16 protein-coding genes are annotated in these 17,053 nt (G+C 49.7%); 7 read left to right on the top strand and 9 right to left on the bottom strand.

The genetic code is table 11. The features are described 5' to 3' along the window. The first annotated feature begins 41 nt into the window (after positions 1-41). Both ACYZZ0_RS21445 and ACYZZ0_RS21440 read left to right on the top strand, forming a co-directional pair. Entirely contained in the window at positions 42-710 is a 669-nt protein-coding gene (locus tag ACYZZ0_RS21445) for a TetR/AcrR family transcriptional regulator (protein ID WP_461538713.1), read from the top strand. A 131-nt stretch (positions 711-841) separates the two neighbouring features. Beyond that, positions 842-1,375, top strand: a complete 534-nt coding sequence (locus tag ACYZZ0_RS21440; RefSeq protein ID WP_461538712.1) for a hypothetical protein — start codon at positions 842-844, stop codon at positions 1,373-1,375. An 11-nt stretch (positions 1,376-1,386) separates the two neighbouring features. Here ACYZZ0_RS21440 and ACYZZ0_RS21435 read toward each other — a convergent pair whose 3' ends face one another. From ACYZZ0_RS21435 to ACYZZ0_RS21415, 5 genes are all read right to left on the bottom strand, one after another. Continuing rightward, positions 1,387-3,174 carry a lysophospholipid acyltransferase family protein gene (locus tag ACYZZ0_RS21435; protein ID WP_461538711.1) on the bottom strand — a complete coding sequence of 596 codons (1,788 nt, stop codon included), beginning with the start codon at positions 3,172-3,174 and terminating at the stop codon, positions 1,387-1,389. A gap of 151 nt (positions 3,175-3,325) precedes the next feature. Further along, entirely contained in the window at positions 3,326-3,751 is a 426-nt protein-coding gene (locus tag ACYZZ0_RS21430) for a MauE/DoxX family redox-associated membrane protein (protein ID WP_461538710.1), read from the bottom strand. Between the two features lie 3 nt (positions 3,752-3,754). Next, positions 3,755-4,225: a YHS domain-containing (seleno)protein gene (locus tag ACYZZ0_RS21425; protein ID WP_461538709.1), complete on the bottom strand. Its 471-nt coding sequence runs from the start codon at positions 4,223-4,225 to the stop codon at positions 3,755-3,757. 220 nt (positions 4,226-4,445) lie between these two features. Continuing rightward, complete coding sequence (locus ACYZZ0_RS21420) at positions 4,446-5,648, bottom strand: D-alanine--D-alanine ligase (RefSeq protein WP_461538708.1); 1,203 nt, start codon at positions 5,646-5,648, stop codon at positions 4,446-4,448. A 4-nt stretch (positions 5,649-5,652) separates the two neighbouring features. Then, the gene (locus tag ACYZZ0_RS21415; RefSeq protein WP_461538707.1) at positions 5,653-6,231 is read right to left on the bottom strand and encodes a DedA family protein; all 579 of its coding nucleotides are present in this window, start codon (positions 6,229-6,231) and stop codon (positions 5,653-5,655) included. 141 nt (positions 6,232-6,372) lie between these two features. On the opposite strand from ACYZZ0_RS21415, the gene ACYZZ0_RS21410 reads away from it, so the two are divergent. The 4 genes from ACYZZ0_RS21410 (at position 6,373) to ACYZZ0_RS21395 (ending at position 11,868) form a co-directional block, all read left to right on the top strand. Further along, positions 6,373-6,762: a hypothetical protein gene (locus ACYZZ0_RS21410; protein WP_461538706.1), complete on the top strand. Its 390-nt coding sequence runs from the start codon at positions 6,373-6,375 to the stop codon at positions 6,760-6,762. Between the two features lie 17 nt (positions 6,763-6,779). Further along, complete coding sequence (locus tag ACYZZ0_RS21405) at positions 6,780-8,318, top strand: S8 family serine peptidase (protein WP_461538705.1); 1,539 nt, start codon at positions 6,780-6,782, stop codon at positions 8,316-8,318. A gap of 106 nt (positions 8,319-8,424) precedes the next feature. Continuing rightward, a complete protein-coding gene (locus ACYZZ0_RS21400; RefSeq protein WP_461538704.1) occupies positions 8,425-9,009 on the top strand; it encodes a YfiR family protein in 585 nt (194 codons plus the stop codon). Positions 9,010-9,012: 3 nt separating this feature from the next. After that, positions 9,013-11,868, top strand: a complete 2,856-nt coding sequence (locus ACYZZ0_RS21395) for a hybrid sensor histidine kinase/response regulator (protein ID WP_461538703.1) — start codon at positions 9,013-9,015, stop codon at positions 11,866-11,868. Positions 11,869-11,947: 79 nt separating this feature from the next. Here the strand turns inward: ACYZZ0_RS21395 and ACYZZ0_RS21390 are convergent, their stop codons facing one another. After that, positions 11,948-13,738 (bottom strand): acyl-CoA dehydrogenase C-terminal domain-containing protein, encoded by a 1,791-nt coding sequence (locus ACYZZ0_RS21390; RefSeq protein WP_461538702.1) that lies wholly within the window; start codon positions 13,736-13,738, stop codon positions 11,948-11,950. Positions 13,739-13,920: 182 nt separating this feature from the next. Here ACYZZ0_RS21390 and ACYZZ0_RS21385 point away from each other — a divergent pair, with 182 nt between their 5' ends. After that, positions 13,921-14,193 carry a hypothetical protein gene (locus tag ACYZZ0_RS21385; RefSeq protein WP_461538701.1) on the top strand — a complete coding sequence of 91 codons (273 nt, stop codon included), beginning with the start codon at positions 13,921-13,923 and terminating at the stop codon, positions 14,191-14,193. 99 nt (positions 14,194-14,292) lie between these two features. Here ACYZZ0_RS21385 and ACYZZ0_RS21380 read toward each other — a convergent pair whose 3' ends face one another. The 3 genes from ACYZZ0_RS21380 to ACYZZ0_RS21370 are packed head-to-tail and all read right to left on the bottom strand — an operon-like array spanning position 14,293 to position 17,053. Then, the gene (locus ACYZZ0_RS21380; RefSeq protein WP_461538700.1) at positions 14,293-15,636 is read right to left on the bottom strand and encodes a diguanylate cyclase domain-containing protein; all 1,344 of its coding nucleotides are present in this window, start codon (positions 15,634-15,636) and stop codon (positions 14,293-14,295) included. 32 nt (positions 15,637-15,668) lie between these two features. Further along, a complete protein-coding gene (locus ACYZZ0_RS21375) occupies positions 15,669-16,232 on the bottom strand; it encodes a chemotaxis protein CheB (protein WP_461538699.1) in 564 nt (187 codons plus the stop codon). Then, the gene (locus tag ACYZZ0_RS21370) at positions 16,229-17,053 is read right to left on the bottom strand and encodes a CheR family methyltransferase (protein WP_461538698.1); all 825 of its coding nucleotides are present in this window, start codon (positions 17,051-17,053) and stop codon (positions 16,229-16,231) included. The genes ACYZZ0_RS21375 and ACYZZ0_RS21370 overlap by 4 nt, the downstream gene beginning before the upstream one ends.

Here is a 17,053-nt window from a genome sequence, read left to right as displayed (position 1 = left end):
ACCACAATAGGCCACTTTTGAGATATCCCGAAGCCGCCAACATGACTGATACAGTTGAAGCTCCTGAAAAAACGGGCAAGGAAACTTCCAGAAAAGCCGGTCGTAAACAACAAGTTCGCGGACTTGAACGCCGTCGCCTGATTATGGAAGTTACCCGGGAATTGCTTGAATACACCAGCACCAGCGAGCTGTCACTGTATCAGGTCGCCGAAAAGTCCGGCATTCCACCATCTTCGGTTTATCATTTCTTCCCGAAAACGGATGTATTGTTCCAGGCTCTGGTAGAAGAAATTTTTACCGAGTTCGATGCTATTCTTGAACAGCCACTTCAGACCGATGAAATCCATCACTGGAGCGATATCTTCCGGCAACTGCAGCAGCGGTTCGTGGCCTGTTACCGGGAGAACAAATATGTCCGTGACCTGATTCTGGGTCAGCATGTTGTCAGCTCAATCCGTCACGCTGATTACGAACATGACAACCAGCTGGGTTGCCGGATTCATGGTCATCATCAACAGTTTTTCCAGCTGCCGCCACTGCCACAGACATACAATATCTTTGCCATAGCGCTGCAGATTGCCGACAAGGTGTACTCTATCTCGCATCAGGAACACGGCAATATCACCGACACCATGGCTCAGGAAGGTTTACGGGCATCACTGGCCTATCTTGGACTTTATTTGCCCCAGCAGATGATGAGACAACCATGAATCATGTTTTCGTGATACAAAAGAAGGTAACAGTCGGGTGACAATTCAGTAGCAGCTGTTAACGTGCTTTTGTCAGGTGACTATGTGAAACTCCGGGATGAGCAGTAACTAACGTGGCGGGACGCCTATTTATGCAACAAACAGCAATTGAAGGTAACAAGTGCGCCCTTGAAGATTTAAAGACCGTACTTGAACTGATCGATAATGAAACCTACGCCGGCGCTGTCGCTAATTTTCAGGGCACACCCGGGATGCATACCCGCCATATCCTGCAGCATTACGAGAACCTGCTGGAAGGTATCCAGCAAGGGCATGTCTGCTATGACAAGCGCTCCCGTAAAAACCAGCTGGAGCAGGACCGCGAATTTGCTCTGGCAACACTGAAGCAACATCTGGCAGGACTGGAGTCTATTAAGGATTCCTGCATCATCAAACCGCCACTGACCCTTCAGGTTCGGGTTCACGGTGACAGCGAAGATGACGGGGTTGAGCTATCCACAACCCTGATTCGTGAGTTGCTGTTTCTGCAAAGCCATACCGTTCATCACCTTGCCTTGCTTCGAGTGATGCTGGTACAGCAGGGCTACACCGTTCCGGAAGAGACCGGCATGGCGCCTGCAACCCTGCATTATCAAAAGCAGGAAGAGGAGCTGCTGCAAGCCTGAGTCTTTAACTTCTAGGCTGCTTCAGTTTCACTGGAGCTCTTTGAGTGTACAGACCGGAACGTCTCCGCACCTTCCGGTCCCATATATTTCTTCAGTGTCCGTTCATCCACTTTCATCAGATCAACAATAATCAGGCCATCGAGCGCATTATTGAAGTCCTTATCGACATTGAACCCTGCCAGTTCGCCTCTGAGCTTCAGATACTGTTTCAGCAAGATGGGAATCCCCTTGTCACCTTCAACCCGCTGAACCAGCGAAGACAGCCCTTCTATATCATTCAGGCTCTGCAGCGAACTTTCAGACCAATGTCTTTTTTTAATACTCTTGAGCGGTGATGTAGGACGCACCATGGTTGCCAGCACCGCGTCGTAGTTATTACTTTGCAGAAAGCCGGCCATCAGCTGACGGGAAATTTCACTGTAATCACCACTGATACTGACCGGACCAAACAGCACCCGATACCGGGGATTGTTAACTACATAGGCCCCAATGCCGCGCCATAGCATCAGCAATGCTGTCATACTGCGCTGATAATCCTGGCAGACAAAAGATCGCCCCATCTCCAGACAGGTGCCCATTTTTTCCAGGAAGTCGTTGTTATATTTAAACAGGCTGCGGGAGTAGATTCCTTTTAGCCCCTGATCACGCATAATCCGGTCAATTCGCCCCAGACGGTAGGCACCCACCAGTTCACCTTTGGCGTGGTTCCATAGGAAAAGGTGAAGGTAGTATCTGTCATAACTGTCGAGGTCGAGACTTTTACCGGTCCCTTCACCCACGGCCCTGAATGCAATTTCCCGTTGACGGCCGATCTCCTGCAGCACATGAGGAATGGCTGATGCTTCTGTGCAATAAACAGCCATATCCCCCTTTTGCATTAACCGACATTCTGGCGGCAGTGTTGCCACTTCCTTCACCAGTACCTGTCGGGGATAACCTTCGGCTATATCAGCCATGACAGAAGCTACAGTTTCCACTCTGGACTTCTGGTCTCCAAGCGGTGTCTCTGCCAGCAGATAGGTATTAAGCCTGAGAAATTCTGTCAGATCGGCCGTGGATTGAAGATGAGCATATTCCTTTGGCGTCAGTGGATCTCCAATGCGTAGCTGCAGTATCCGTCCCTGTTTATTCAGCAACTCCCTAACCAGCCTGACCGTACGTAGTCGTTCATGAATCAGCCCCAACATCTGGAACGGCCAGCCATTAGTGCCTTCAATAAATACCGGCGTTACATTGGCCTGTGTTTGTTGAATAATTCGGCCAGCAGTACGACGCCATTTCGGGTCTGTGACACAGCGTTCTGAGGGCTTCAGGCTGGAAACCTCACCGGCGGGAAAAATAATCAATGCACCACCATCCCTGACCCACTGTGTCGCTTCTTCAATGGCCTGACGATTACGTTTTTTGGCATCAGAGCCACCAAATAAATCAACGCCAATGAAAAGCCCATCCAGTTCCGGAATACGCTTCAGCACTTCATTGGTCAGCACCCTGACATCAGGCCGACGCCGTATTAACTGCTGAGCCAGCACCACGCCTTCAATCCCGCCAAAAGGATGATTGGCTACCACCACCAGCGGGCCACTCTCGGGAATTCGCTGTATATCACCCAGAGTAATCCGGGATTCAATATTCAGGGCTTGCAGAGTCGCATCAAGAAAATCAGCAGAAGACAGGCCTTTCGGCACCGAATCATAAAGGTTGCGCAGTTCGGACAGGCCCAGAACCTTTTCCAGTAAAGGTTCCACACCAAAGCCAACCCGGCGTGGCAGAGAAAAAGGAGAATCAGCAGTTTGCATGGTGTGTCCCTTTATTATGATTATCTGCAGCTGACTCCTTCATGCTGCTTTAGTGAACACCTAAAGCAATAATATGAAGGAGTCAGGCTCCATCCCGCAACACCATGCTAGGAATAATTATCTGACAGCCTTGTGACAACCTAGCGACAAATCAGTTAAATCGCTTTTTCGCTTCCATTACAAACACAATAAAGGCTGATACCAGCACAGCACAGGCATTGATAAACAACAGACCACCGTCATCACCGGTAATATTTCCCTGCTCGTCAAACGTCGGCATCTCAATACCCAGCGGGGTAAACAGGTGAAAGAACACCGCTCCTGCCATAATACCGGTTGCCATTGCTGCGCCGTACATTCTCATGGCAGAAAACAGCAGCAAGGAGGCAATTAATTCAGCAATGCCTACACCGTACGCTCCGTATTCGGCAAACCAGTCAAAGCCTGACCACTCTCCCAGAATGCCGAAAATATGCACCGTTTCCGGAGCATCGGTAAATTTGAAGAACAGTGACTGAATAAAAATAAAGGCTACATAAACTGACAGAATCCAGACCACATACTTTCCCTTACCCATGCTTTAGCTCTCCCTGTCGTTGGTCATGTTTTGCCAGTTGATATCACCCTGCTTGATAAAACCGGGAATATCTTTCAGCCATTTGTCCTGCACTGAACGGTCATAGTTCAGGTACAGTTTGCCATTCACAATGCGCCAGAAGTTGGGGTCGCCTGGTGCCCGGTCAGCCTTTACCGCAATAGCCCAGGCACAGTATCCACCATATTGAGGTGCATACTTTTCCGGTGCATCACGGAACATATCGAGGTGTTTTTCCGAGGAGAATAACCAGACCACACCTTTCCAGTTAAATTTGTAGTCTGATGAACCTTTAACAGGTTTTTTCTGGGTAAAGAAGGCAACGGTGTCGTAACCACTGACTGCCTTGTCACTGAACCAGCTGGTGTAGATATCATTTTTACCAGCGGCATATCCTGTTGCTGTGAAAACCAGCAACAATGCAGCCAGCCATCCTTTCAAGGCTATTGTTTTCATCCCGCCCTCCATGGCGCGAAGCACATTGATTATGTGCCTGATTTTAGAGCCTGTTCATAATCTTGTCGTGGGCTGCAAATGCCGATAAAAACCTCAGGTGCTCCGCTTTCCCTCGTTACATAGCACCACTATGCGCCTCAAAAAATCGAAGCACCTGAGGTTTTTCTCAACATTTTCGCTATCCACGAAAGATCATGAACAGGCTCTTATATTTCCACCCTTAATCACTATAAGGGTAGCGACTGGTCAGCGACTTTTCCCGCCACCAGCCTCGCAGGATCTCCATCAACCCGGGAGGGCTGGCTCCTTTTTTCCTGTTGGCAGCCCCATATTCAAACAACAATCCATATTGCCTGAATAACGTCCGGTACAATTCACCAAGGGAGCCACGTGCATCCCAGATATGCGTCGCTTCACCACTGATGCCATTAATTTCCAGAATCCGGAAATCCTTTCCCTGCATTAATGACTGCGTATCCCGAAACCGGATATCCAACCGGCCAATATGAAACCCCTTGATATCCCGGCATATACGGTCAACCTCAGTTTCCAGCGCTGCCGTTATCAGATTATTTCCATCCCGGAAAATCGCACCCCGGCTGTGACTTCCGGTAAACGCCAGCCGAAATGGTTGTCCCTCAGGTAAGACACTATCCAGCTTGTCTTGATGACGCTGATAATACCTGTCAGCAATCGAACCAGCCCGGGAGTCCTGCAGGATGAGTGTTTTCAGCGTATCACGCCCATTGCCGTAAACATACGGCGCATACTTCAGGCCCACCGACAATATCCGTCCTTTCTCCTCCTCCGGATGGCGGATATAAAAAATGCCGGCTTCGGCCTCCCACGGGATAAGTTGCTGCAGTAAAAAGGCGGCATTCAGGGGAAACGACTGCAGGTACTCAATCAGATCCTGCTGTTTTTTAATGATCCGAACACCCGCCCCCCGGCAGCTGATATCCGGCTTGGCAATCACCGGAAATGAAAGCTCAGCTGCCTGTAACTGGCTGATTGCCTGAAGGGAGTTCTGGTGAGCACTGAGCTCGGGCTGGTGAATCCACTTGATATAAGGTGCAATGAACTGCCTTGCAAAAGAGCCTGCCTGCTCAAATGTTTCATCCTTTGACTCCCCGACCATTCCTCCCAGATAAAAATCCGGATTGGCACACGCAGGCAACGAAACCGACCGGTGACGTAGAGACTGATACACCCAGTACATCGCTATAGGGGAATAAATCAGCCATGATGGCCAGAACTCAAAGAAAGACAGTGGTCTCTGATCAAGTTCCAGCGGAGGCAGGCCTTCGTGCACCTGGCGGTTAATGACCTCAGGGTTTGTAATGTCTTTGACAGAGCTATGGTTCCCGGCACGAGCAACCTGAGGTTGAGTCTCTGCTTTCTCTACGTCTGCAATTCCCTGCATTCTGTTACCCCTTAATATCCATATAACGGCTTAATACCCGACCCAGCAGTCGATGCAGTCCCAGCACCAGTAGAATAAACCCTATAGGTAACAACCATCGGGCTTCACCTGATGAGTGCCAGAGTTCAACCCCAAGGAAATAAATCAACCAGAAAACGGCAGCCGTCCAAGTCAACGACGCCAGCAACACCAGTCCATTAAACATCTGAAATGAAAGGCGGAAGTAGCCACACCCGAGATAGCTTGGCAATCGCAGACCGGGAATAACCCGCACCAGCAGTACGACAGAAACCATATGAGCACGCAGCCTGGGTTCCAGCCGGTTCATCGGTCGTTTTAATTTCTCTTTGAAAAAGCGGGGCTGCCACTGATGAAACAACTTACCCAGCCCGTAAAGCCCAAGGTCTCCGGTATAGATGCCAAATACCAGTGCGGCATAACCCACCCAGGGCGATAGCATGCCATCGGCACACAGCAAGGCAGCAGAAACAATCGCCAGATCTTCCAGAATGTAAGTGCCCAGAATGATTGCGACGGCCATCCAGGCTGGATGGCTGGACAGTGCCAGCAGACTTTCCAGCATTATCAGGTTGCCTGTTGTTATTGTTGTTTCTTATCGAGTCTATCGAAAACAGACGACTGATGGCAGAGCAAGGATTCCTGCCCGATACTGAATAAACAGCCTTGAAACGGATTTCGCCTGTTACAGGCAGAATGGAGCGCTATGCGGAAACCTGAAAAGAAACATCAAATGCCGGGCAAGGCATTGTTTTTCTTTATATTACTGGCCGGGTTAGGCCTGCTGTCTATCGCCGAGGCTCAAGATGCACAAGCCAGACAGCGTATTACTATTCTTTTTGCTGAAGACTCGTTAGAAGCCATTAATGCCCAGCCCCAAAAATATATACAACAGATATCTGAGTTGACGGACCACCCGGAAGTGACGGTAGAGGACAAACTCCCTTTTGGCTGGGTCATCAGTTTTACCCTCAAAACGGATGAAACACTGTCTGATCTCACCACCAGTCTTGCAGAAGCAGACTTTATTCGATCTGCGGAACCGGATAACCCCATGTATCTCCAGAGCCTGCCGATAACCATTCAGAATAACTAGCTAACTTCAGGAAAGGCATGAAACCGGCACTGATTACTCTGGCCTTACTCTCGGCTTCTGTCCCAGTGGCAGCAACTGAAAGCCTGCAGCAAAAACCTGCCAGTGGCCGTGTTGTTGTCAGCTATCATTCAGAGCCAACACCTGCCCGAGCCATACAATTTATTAAAACCGGAGCAACTTACAAAGGTGCTGCTTTTAATTCTTCTAGTGATAGCAGCAAGTTCAACTTCGATGTGGTATCCAGCGGCAATGTCACCAGCCTGCAGGATGAAGAGGCATTAGCTGCTCTGGTTGCTAACGACCCTCAGGTTGCCTTCGCCGAACCCGACTATCCAATGCAGATTCTGGGTACCTCAACTCCACCAGCATTAAGTGGTACGCCCAATGATGGCTACTACAGCCAGCAGTGGTATCTCTATGAAAAATTCGGCATCAACGCACCTGATATGTGGTCCCAGATGGATCAAACAGGAACTGTTGATGTCGCCGTTGTAGACAGTGGCGTACTGACAGGTCATCCGGATTTGGTAGGTGTGTATGGTGGTGGTATTGACGTTATCAGTTCGCCAGAGAAAAGCCGTGACGGTAATGGTCGGGACAATGATCCCAGTGATCCCGGCACCTGGGAAACAGCCGGGCAATGCGGTACCACCGAGTACGGCGAACCTGTCCCGCCAGTAAATATCGACAGCAGTTGGCATGGCACTCATGTAGCAACCACTATCGCTGCTGAAACCAATAACAATCAAGGTATGGTCGGAGTTATCCATAATCAGGCCCGGATCACAGCTATTCGAGCTATCGGCCCATGTGGCGGTTTTTCTTCAGAAATCGCTGCAGCCATTTTATTGGCTGTAGGCTTCCCTCTTGACGGTTTTCCGGCGCCCACAGGTGTTAGCAAAGTCATCAACCTGAGTCTCGGCGGCTACTCTCCGGAATGTCCTGAGTTATTCAGGCTGGTTATTGCTGAAGCCAATGCCCGTGGAGCTATTATTGTGGCCGCAGCAGGTAATAACGGTGATAGGTCTGAATTTATTACACCGGGTAATTGCCCTGGTGTCATTACTGTTGCAGCAACAAACCGTGCCGGTGAAAAAGCTTACTACTCAAGTTTTGGCAGTAATGTTGATATCGCTGCCCCCGGCGGTGAAACCAAAACACTGGCACTACCTGTAGACCTGTCTAATTCTGCAGCAGACCAGAGTACAGCCCTGACGATCCTCCCTTATACAAACGATCCGATACAGCTAACAAATACTCCCGAAAATGGCATTCTTGCGGCTTTTGATGACGGTACTCAAGGGCCGCAATCATATAGTTATGCCTATTTACAGGGCACCAGCATGGCAACGCCCATGGTTTCCGGTGTTATTGCCGCACTGTCGTTACTGATACCTGATCTGACCTATGCTCAGGCCAGAGATATTCTCCAGAGCAGTGCCCAATCATTTCCGCAAGGTGGACTTTTGTCATGTGTTCCCGAGCTATGCGGCGCTGGAATTCTGGATGCCGGAGCAGCCTACCGGCGAGCAAAGGAAATAGCGGCAGGGCTGTAATTGATGATGAAACAGTGCAACTATTTATACAGACCTAATAAATTACATAGCTACCTTTTCTGGCAGTTCGGCAGCTATCAAATATCAGCGACCAAGAACTGAGTAGATGAAAAGCGCACGGACGCCATTCACACTATCAGTACCATCACTATCCGGTCCGGGATATGGCCTGGCTTTGCGTCTGTTGCTGGCATTGTTGTTTTTATCTGTCTCCGGTTTCGCCACCAGTGAGAAGAAACCTAAAGCCAGCGAAGAAAAAGTTAAAACCGCCATTATTTACAACATCATCCGTTTCACCGACTGGCCCTACAACAACCGGGAAATCCGACTTTGCCTGCTGGGTTCAGGAATTATGCCCCGGGCATTGAATGCCATTAACGGTAAAGAAGTTTCAGGTCGCACTATCGTTGTTAAACCTCGTATCAGCCCCGAGTACATGACCCGGGAATGTGACGCTCTGTATATAAGCGACTCCTCCCAGAGCCAGCTTTCAGGGGTCTTGAAACAGTTAAGAAACAGCCCGGTGCTGACTCTGAGTGATATGAACCAGTTCCCGGAACAGGGCGGTATGATCGGTCTCTACCGGAACGCCGGAAAAGTCAATTTCGCCATCAACATCAATGCTGTGCAAAACGCCCGGTTGATGGTGAGTTCCCAGATACTAAAACTAGCGCGGATCGTGGATAAATAAGGCATGGACGCCTCAAGCAAACCACCGTTAAAGCGGCTGCCAATCAAGAAAAGGCTGCGATTTACCATGATGCTGACAGCAGGTGCAGCTCTGCTGGTTAGCTTACTGGTACATTCTGCCAGCGATATTCTGAAGGCCAGGAATACCCTGATTGAACGTCTGGAGTTGCTGGCTGAAGTCGTCGCCTCCAACAGTCAGGGGGCATTGATCTTCGACGACAGTGCTCAGGCTAGACAGCAGCTGGAAGGCTTATCTGTTGATCCATCTATTATTTACGGTGCTATTTATGGTGAAGACGGCACAGAGTTTGCCACGATAACACCCGGCATGATCAACCCTCATGCCTCCATGAATGTTCCTCTCAGCCAGAACAAGGTAAATATCAACCTTCGCAAGAGTTACGTTGATATTTTTCACCCCATCATTCTGGACGATGAGCGCTTGGGCACCGTTCTGGTTCGCTCCAACTTTACGACAATTTACCAGCAGGTTGGCTTCAACCTGATGCTGGCATTATTGACTGCGGCACTGTCTATCATGGTTGCCTACATTCTGGCTGCTCGCTTGCAACGCGGACTTTCACACCCGATTGTAAATCTGTCAGAAACCATGCAATCCATTGCCAGCGATGAGGCCTACGACAAACGCGTCAAGAAGGTCAGCAATGACGAGATTGGCGATCTCTACGACTTCTTCAACACCATGCTGGATCAGGTATCCAGCCGCGATACCAAGCTGCAGCAACAACGTCAGAATCTGGAAGTTACGGTTGAAGAACGTACCCGCAAACTGAAGCATGCCAACAGCGAATTAAAAGTCATCATTCAGGAAGCGAACGAAGCCAAGGAAATGGCGCTGGAAGCTGCAAAGACCAAGAGTGCGTTCCTGGCTAATATGAGCCACGAGATTCGCACCCCGATGAATGGCGTGCTGGGCATGCTTGAGTTGCTGCGGGGTACCCAACTGGACCAGGAACAGAACGACTTCCTCAATACAGCCTACAGCTCTGCCGACTCACTGCTGCAAATCATCAACGACATACTTGATTATTCCAAGATTGAAGCCGGCAAGATGGAGATCGAGGCGGTAGATATGAGCCCCGGCGATATTGCCGACGAAGTCTGTGCCCTGCTGGCTCGCCATGCCAAGGAAAAGCATCTGGAACTGGCCTGCTATACCGCAGTAGAACTACCTCCCGTTGTGCTGGGCGATCCGATTCGGGTTCGTCAGGTACTGACCAACCTGATTGGCAATGCGGTGAAGTTTACGGAAAAGGGTGAAGTTGTCGTCCGAGTCGATGTTGTAGAGAAGAATGACGAACGGGCTTCACTCAAATTCAGTGTCAGCGATACCGGTATCGGTATCTCCAAAGAGGTGCTCCCAAGACTGTTTTCTGCCTTTACCCAAGCCGATGGTTCTACCACCCGAAAGTTTGGTGGTACAGGCCTCGGGCTGGCAATCTCACGCCAGCTGGTCGAACTAATGGGAGGCAAACTTGAAGTTACCAGTGAAGAAGGCAAAGGATCCTGCTTCTTCTTCACACTGGATTGCGAGGTTTCCTCATCCAAGCTGACAACTTACACCGAGCCCAGTCATGCACTTGAAGGTATTTCCGCCCTGATTGTTGACGACAATGCCACCAACCGGGAAATACTCGACCATTACCTGACATCCTGGGGTATCAACCACGACGAAGCATCCAACAGCAAGGAAGCACTGGATAAACTTCACAAGGCATATGATCAGGGCAAACCATTCGATATCGCCCTGCTGGATCTGGATATGCCGGACATGGACGGGCTTGGATTATCCCAGAAAATCAGCGAAACCCCTGAACTGGAAAAAACCCGCCGGATCATGCTGACATCTGCCGGTTTTATTACCCGCCGAGCCCAGCGCAAGAACGGACTTGATGCCTGTCTTTCCAAGCCATTCAAGCAGTCCCGATTGCTGGATACCTTGATGCATGTAATGGACCAGCACCATATCGAAACCGATAACAAAGCCCAGCTCACTCACACACTACAAAAGAGCTTCCAGGGTGAAAGCATTCTGCTGGTAGAAGACAATATTGTTAACCAGAAGGTTGCCATCAGTATCCTCAGCAAAATGGGCCTAAATGTTGAAGTTGCCAGTGATGGCCAGGAAGCTGTCGATGCTACCGCAGACAAGAACTACAACCTGGTACTGATGGACTGCCAGATGCCGGTTATGAGCGGTTATGAAGCCACTCGGAATATCCGCCGCAGAGAAGAGCAGCAACGCAAGCCCAGATTGCCCGTTATTGCAATGACCGCCAATGCCATGGCCGGTGATCGTGAGAAATGCCTTGCCGCAGGTATGGACGATTACCTGAGTAAGCCGATCAAAGCCGGATTACTGCAGGAAAAACTGGCAACCTGGTTATACGGAGACAAGCAGGCAGACGCCGTGCAACAAGTACAGGAATCAAATAATTCTTCTGCGGAACAGTCAACGACAGATGATGTCGCCACTAATAATGAGCCGGAGGAGCCCATGGATGATACCGGGCTGATTGACGACACTACTCTCGAAACCCTGAAAGAAATCATGGAAGACGAGTTTGGCAGTCTGATAGAAAGTTATCTGGAAGATTCGCCCCGCCATGTTGACGATATCCACAAGGCCAATCAGGAAGCCGATAAAGATATTCTGATTCGGGCAGCGCACACCCTGAAGTCCAGTAGCAATAATGTTGGCGCCCTTATTCTGGGAGAGGTCGCCAAAGAAATTGAGCAGTTAGCCAAGTCCGGAGACCTGGATGCGATTGGACCGCTGTTACCTCGCCTGAAAGTCGCTCACCAGAAGACCTCGGCAGCACTGCAAAAATTTGTCTGAACCCTTCTCTAAAATAGAAAGCCCCGCTAAAAAGCGGGGCTTTCTAATTCAGGACAGTGTTCGGTCAGCTAAAAACAGATCAGAAGTGATCGGCATCCAGCTCGAACAGGGAGTCACTGCCAGCCTTGACTGTTTCAGTCAGACTCAAAGTACGCGGCAAAATACGCTGGAAGTAATAGCGCGCAGTTGAGAGCTTGGCGGCATAGAATTCCGGCTCGGTTGTACCTTCTGCCAGAGCCTGTTGTGACTTGGCCGCCATAATGGCCCACATCCAGCCGTATACGGTATAGCCAAAGGCATGCAGATATTCTACAGAAGCTGCACCCACTTCATTCGGATTCTGCCCTGATTTTTCAATTACCAGCTCAGTCAACTCTTCCAGACTGGAGACAGCAGCCTTCAGCGGCTCGATAAATTCAGCCATTTCTGCTGATTCCTGCTCAGCCATGAAAGCATTCATCTGTCCGGTAAACTCACGGAAGAACTGGCCGCCATTGGCAACCACCTTACGTCCCATCAGATCCAGTGCCTGAATACCGTTGGTGCCTTCATAGATCTGGGCGATACGCACATCACGTACCAGCTGTTCCTGACCCCATTCACGAATGTAACCGTGACCACCAAATACCTGCTGACCATCAATACAGTTATTCAGTCCGATATCGGTAAAGAATGCCTTGGTGACAGGCGTCAGTAGTGCTACCAGGTTTTCTGCCTGCTGGCGCTTTTCGGCACTTTCAGCATACTTCATCTGGTCAAGCTGCATCGCAGTGTAGGTAGAGAATGCACGACCCGCTTCAGTCAGCGCCTTGATATTCAGCAGCATACGACGAACATCAGGATGCACGATAATAGGATCAGCAGCTTTCTCTGGTTGTACCGCACCCGTTGCAGCTCGTCCCTGGATACGCTCGCGGGCATATTCCAGTGCACTCTGGTAGCTCATTTCCGAGCAACCCAGTCCCTGGATACCAATGGACAAGCGCTCATAGTTCATCATGGTGAACATGGCCGCCAGACCCTTGTTCAGCTCACCTACCAGATAGCCTTTGGCGCCATCAAAGTTCATCACACAGGTAGCGGACGCCTTGATGCCCATCTTGTGTTCAATGGAACCACAGCTGACGCTGTTGGCTTCACCCAACGAACCATCTTCATTTACCAGTACCTTGGGCACCAGGAACAGGGAAATACCCCGTGGGCCTGCCGGTGCATCAGGCAGCTTGGCCAGTACCAGGTGAATAATGTTCTCATTGAGATCGTGCTCACCGCCGGTAATAAAGATCTTGGTACCGGTCACGTTGTAGCTGCCATCGGCCTGAGGCTCGGCCTTGGTACGAATAATGCCAAGGTCAGTACCGGAATGAGGCTCGGTCAGACACATGGAACCGGCCCAGACGCCGCCGTACATGTTAGGCAGATAAGCTTGCTTCAGCTCTTCGGAAGCATGAGCATTAATTGCAAGGCAGGCACCTGCAGTCAGGGTCGGATACAGGGCAAAGGAGTTGTTGGCACTGTATATCATCTCTTCATACTGTACAGCCAGCGCCTTGGGCATACCCATGCCACCAAACTCGGGATTACCGGTCAGACCAACCCAGCCACCTTCGGCAAAGGTCGCAAAAGCTTCTTTAAAGCCTTCAGGTGTAGTGACCTGACCTTCATTCCATGTCGCGCCTTCTTCATCACCGGAACGGTTCAGGGGAGCAATCAGGTTAGCGGTGACCTTGCCGGCCTCTTCAAGAATGGCATCCGCCATTTCCCGGTCGACTTCGGACAAGCCGGGCATGGTGGCCCACTGCTTGTCAGCTTCAAAGACTTCATTCAGGACAAAGCGGATATCTCTCAGTGGTGCTTTATATTCAGCCATAAATCCCCCGGAAGGTTACTTCAGTCGCGCTGAAGGGAAATTATTATTCTGTCGGCCGCTTCGGCAAACCGCATCATACCCGAGAAAAACCGAATACTCATCCCGCTTTTGGCTGCAAATGGCGGCAAATTTCGGCTATCGTTAAAAGAGTCGGCGTTAGAAGTTAGTCAAAGGAGTGACTGATGCAATTGCTGTTCGTGATGCTTAAGACCCTGTTTGAGTTATATGCCAAGCCGGTTCCGGCCCCAAAACAAACCCGTCAAACAGAAAATCATCAAGCAACAACTGTTTATGAACAAAAGAAGAGAATAGTTAAAACAGTCTGGATTTTTGCCGGACTATTGATGTTGTTTTTCCCTGCGGTACCTGTCGTTATGCTCATTACACTGACAACTACTTTTATCAGCTTCGTGATTCTTGATGAAACAGACTACGACTCTGAGCACCACGATTAATGCTAGAAAATCTTCCCTGAGATAATAGTAAAGACCATTCCAAAGCTCGGCTTTTTATTTACCTTTAAATGGTCTTATAACTTTACAGATTTTGCTTTGTCAGCCCTCACCACTTACCTTCATTCCCTGCTGATACATGTTGTAGCTGTTCCGACCACTCTTCTTGGAGACATACATCGCCGTATCAGCGGCCTTGATAATTTCTTCTGCTGTTTTTCCGGCATCAGGGAATGTTGCAATACCGATACTGGTACCCACTTTAACTTCTTTCTTACCAAGTAAATGCGCGCGGCTGAAAGACTGCAGAATTTTCTCTGCAATATGAGCAGCATCCTGTGGCTTAGCTAAGTCATCCAGCACAATAGCAAATTCATCACCACCCAGACGTGCCACCATATCACCTTCCCGGACACAGGTTTTCAGACGTGCAGCAGCACTGATCAACAGGTCATCACCTGCATCATGTCCCATGGTGTCGTTGATCTGCTTGAAGTGGTCAAGGTCAATAAAGGCAACGGCCGTTGTGCGCTCACGGCGCTGACTACGAGCAATGGAAGTATTGATGAACTCCATAAACAGCGAGCGGTTTGCCAGCCCGGTCAGGTTGTCATAACGGGCCATGCGAATCAGTTTATCTTCCAGCTTCTGCCGCTCAGTAATATCCTGAAATACGATAACGGCACCTGTCACCTGCTGACTGTCATCCAGAATCGGGGAAACATTAAACTCGGCAGGAAAGCTTGCCCTGCCCGGTGGGCGAAGATTGCCCTTATGCTGAAAACCACTGCCATCTTTCAGACAATCCTGATGCAGTCGGCTTTCTACCCAGTTTCCACCCTCTTCCGAGTCCGAGTCATCGGCCAGATACTGATCTACTTTCTGTCCCTTCAGTTCTTGCTCCTGCACTCCCAGCAGCTGACAAGCTACAGGGTTACTGAAGACCACATGCCCCTGTGGATTAACGCCAACAATGCCTTCACCGGCACAATCCAGCAGCATCTGATTCTGTTTGCTGACAGCCTTGAGCTGACTGTTCAGTTTATCCATCTCTAGATGCTGCTGTTCCAGCCTTAGGAATACTTTGACCTTGCCCATCAAAATATCGGGATTGATTGGCTTGGGTAGATAGTCGACAGCTCCTGTTTTGTAGCCCTTACTGACGTAGGCTTCATCCTTATTCAAGGCAGTCACAAAGATAATCGGAATGCTGGCAGTCTGACTGTTACTGTGAAGCAGTGCTGCGGTTTCAAAACCATCCATACCTGGCATCTGCACATCCAGCAGAATCAGGGCAAAATGATGTCGCAGCACCATTTTCAAGGCTTCCTCGCCCGAGTTGGCCTTATGGATTTCCGCTCCCAGCGGTTTTAACAACTTATCCATGGCCAGCAGGTTTTCCGGCCGGTCATCAACCACTAACAGTTTGACCTGGGTTCCATCCATTCCCTGGATTCCTTCTAGTCTCTATATCTGCTCTATTGAGCTAACTGGACAAGTAATTCCGGAATTTCTTCCGGTTTTACAATATGTTCAACGTCACATTGCTTTAATACTGCTTTGGGCATCACCGGAGAAACCGCTGTTGCCGGATCCTGAACAACAGGCAAGCCACCCTGATCACACAGGTATTTCATGCCATTCGCACCATCCCTGTTGGCTCCACTCAAAATGACACCAATGAGCTTGTCGCCATATACATCAGCAGCGGATTCAAACAGCACATCAATAGACGGTCTGGAGTGACAAACCCGCTCTCCAACACAAAGACTGATATAGCCCTCATCTTCTACCAGCATATGGTAGCCACCGGGAGCAACAACAATCCGTCCCTGCTGTATGGTCTGTTTATCAACACCTTCAACCACAGACAGTGATGCTGCTTTGGCCAGCGCCTGGGATAAGGTGTTGCCGCTCGATGCCGTATGAATCACCACCAATACCGGTAACGGAAAACTTGCAGGCAGAGCTTCAAGCAGGTTGACCAGCAATTCAAAGCCCCCTGCAGAGGCTCCGATAACAACAGCCTTATAACGGCTCATAGCTTTTTCCGATACAGCCGCAGGCTGGCATCGATATGTTCATAATGTCGTGCCAAAGGTGAAAACCTCAGACTTTCACCATTGCCAAGCCCCAGAATACCTCTGGGACAAAGGCTGTCTGTTATCAGACGAAAAACCCGTTGTTGTAATTCCTTGTTGAAATAAATCAGCACATTTCGGCACAGAATCAGGTTCATCTCACCGAAAACACCGTCAGTGACCAGGTTATGATTGGCAAAGGTCACATTAGACAGCAGTTCAGGATCAAACTTGGCCTGATCATAACGTGCGTGATAGTAATCCGAGAGTTTGCCCTTCCCCTGTGCATCCTGATAGTTCGATTCAAACAGGGGAATTTTGTCCATTGAGTAGATGCCTTCCTTCGCGGCCTTCAGCACCTGATCGTTATAATCCGTGGCATAGATTCTGACCCTCTTTTCCAGCCCGGCCTCACGCAACAGTATTGCCATGGACAATACTTCTTCACCGGTTGCACAGCCCGCATGCCAGATTTTGATAAAAGGATAGGTTTCCAGAATCGGCAGTACTTTTTCCCGCAATTCAATAAAGAATGGCGGATCCCGAAACATTTCAGTGACCGGAATCGACATCACCCGCAGAAAGTCTGAAGCAACCTTGTCGTCATTCCATATCGCCGGGACCAGATCAATTATCTGTTTGATACCGGACTCATCCAGCACTTTATGAACCCGCCGCCGTAAGGAAGCCATGGCATAGTTGCGGTAATCAAAACCATGGCGGAGATACACTGCTTCCAGCAGCACTTTTATCTCGTCGGCTTCCCTGCCTGTTGTACCCAT

This window comes from Spongorhabdus nitratireducens (assembly GCA_947387575.1).
Lineage (GTDB): Bacteria > Pseudomonadota > Gammaproteobacteria > Pseudomonadales > Endozoicomonadaceae > CANDOC01.
This window is presented reverse-complemented; position numbering and strand designations above follow the sequence as displayed.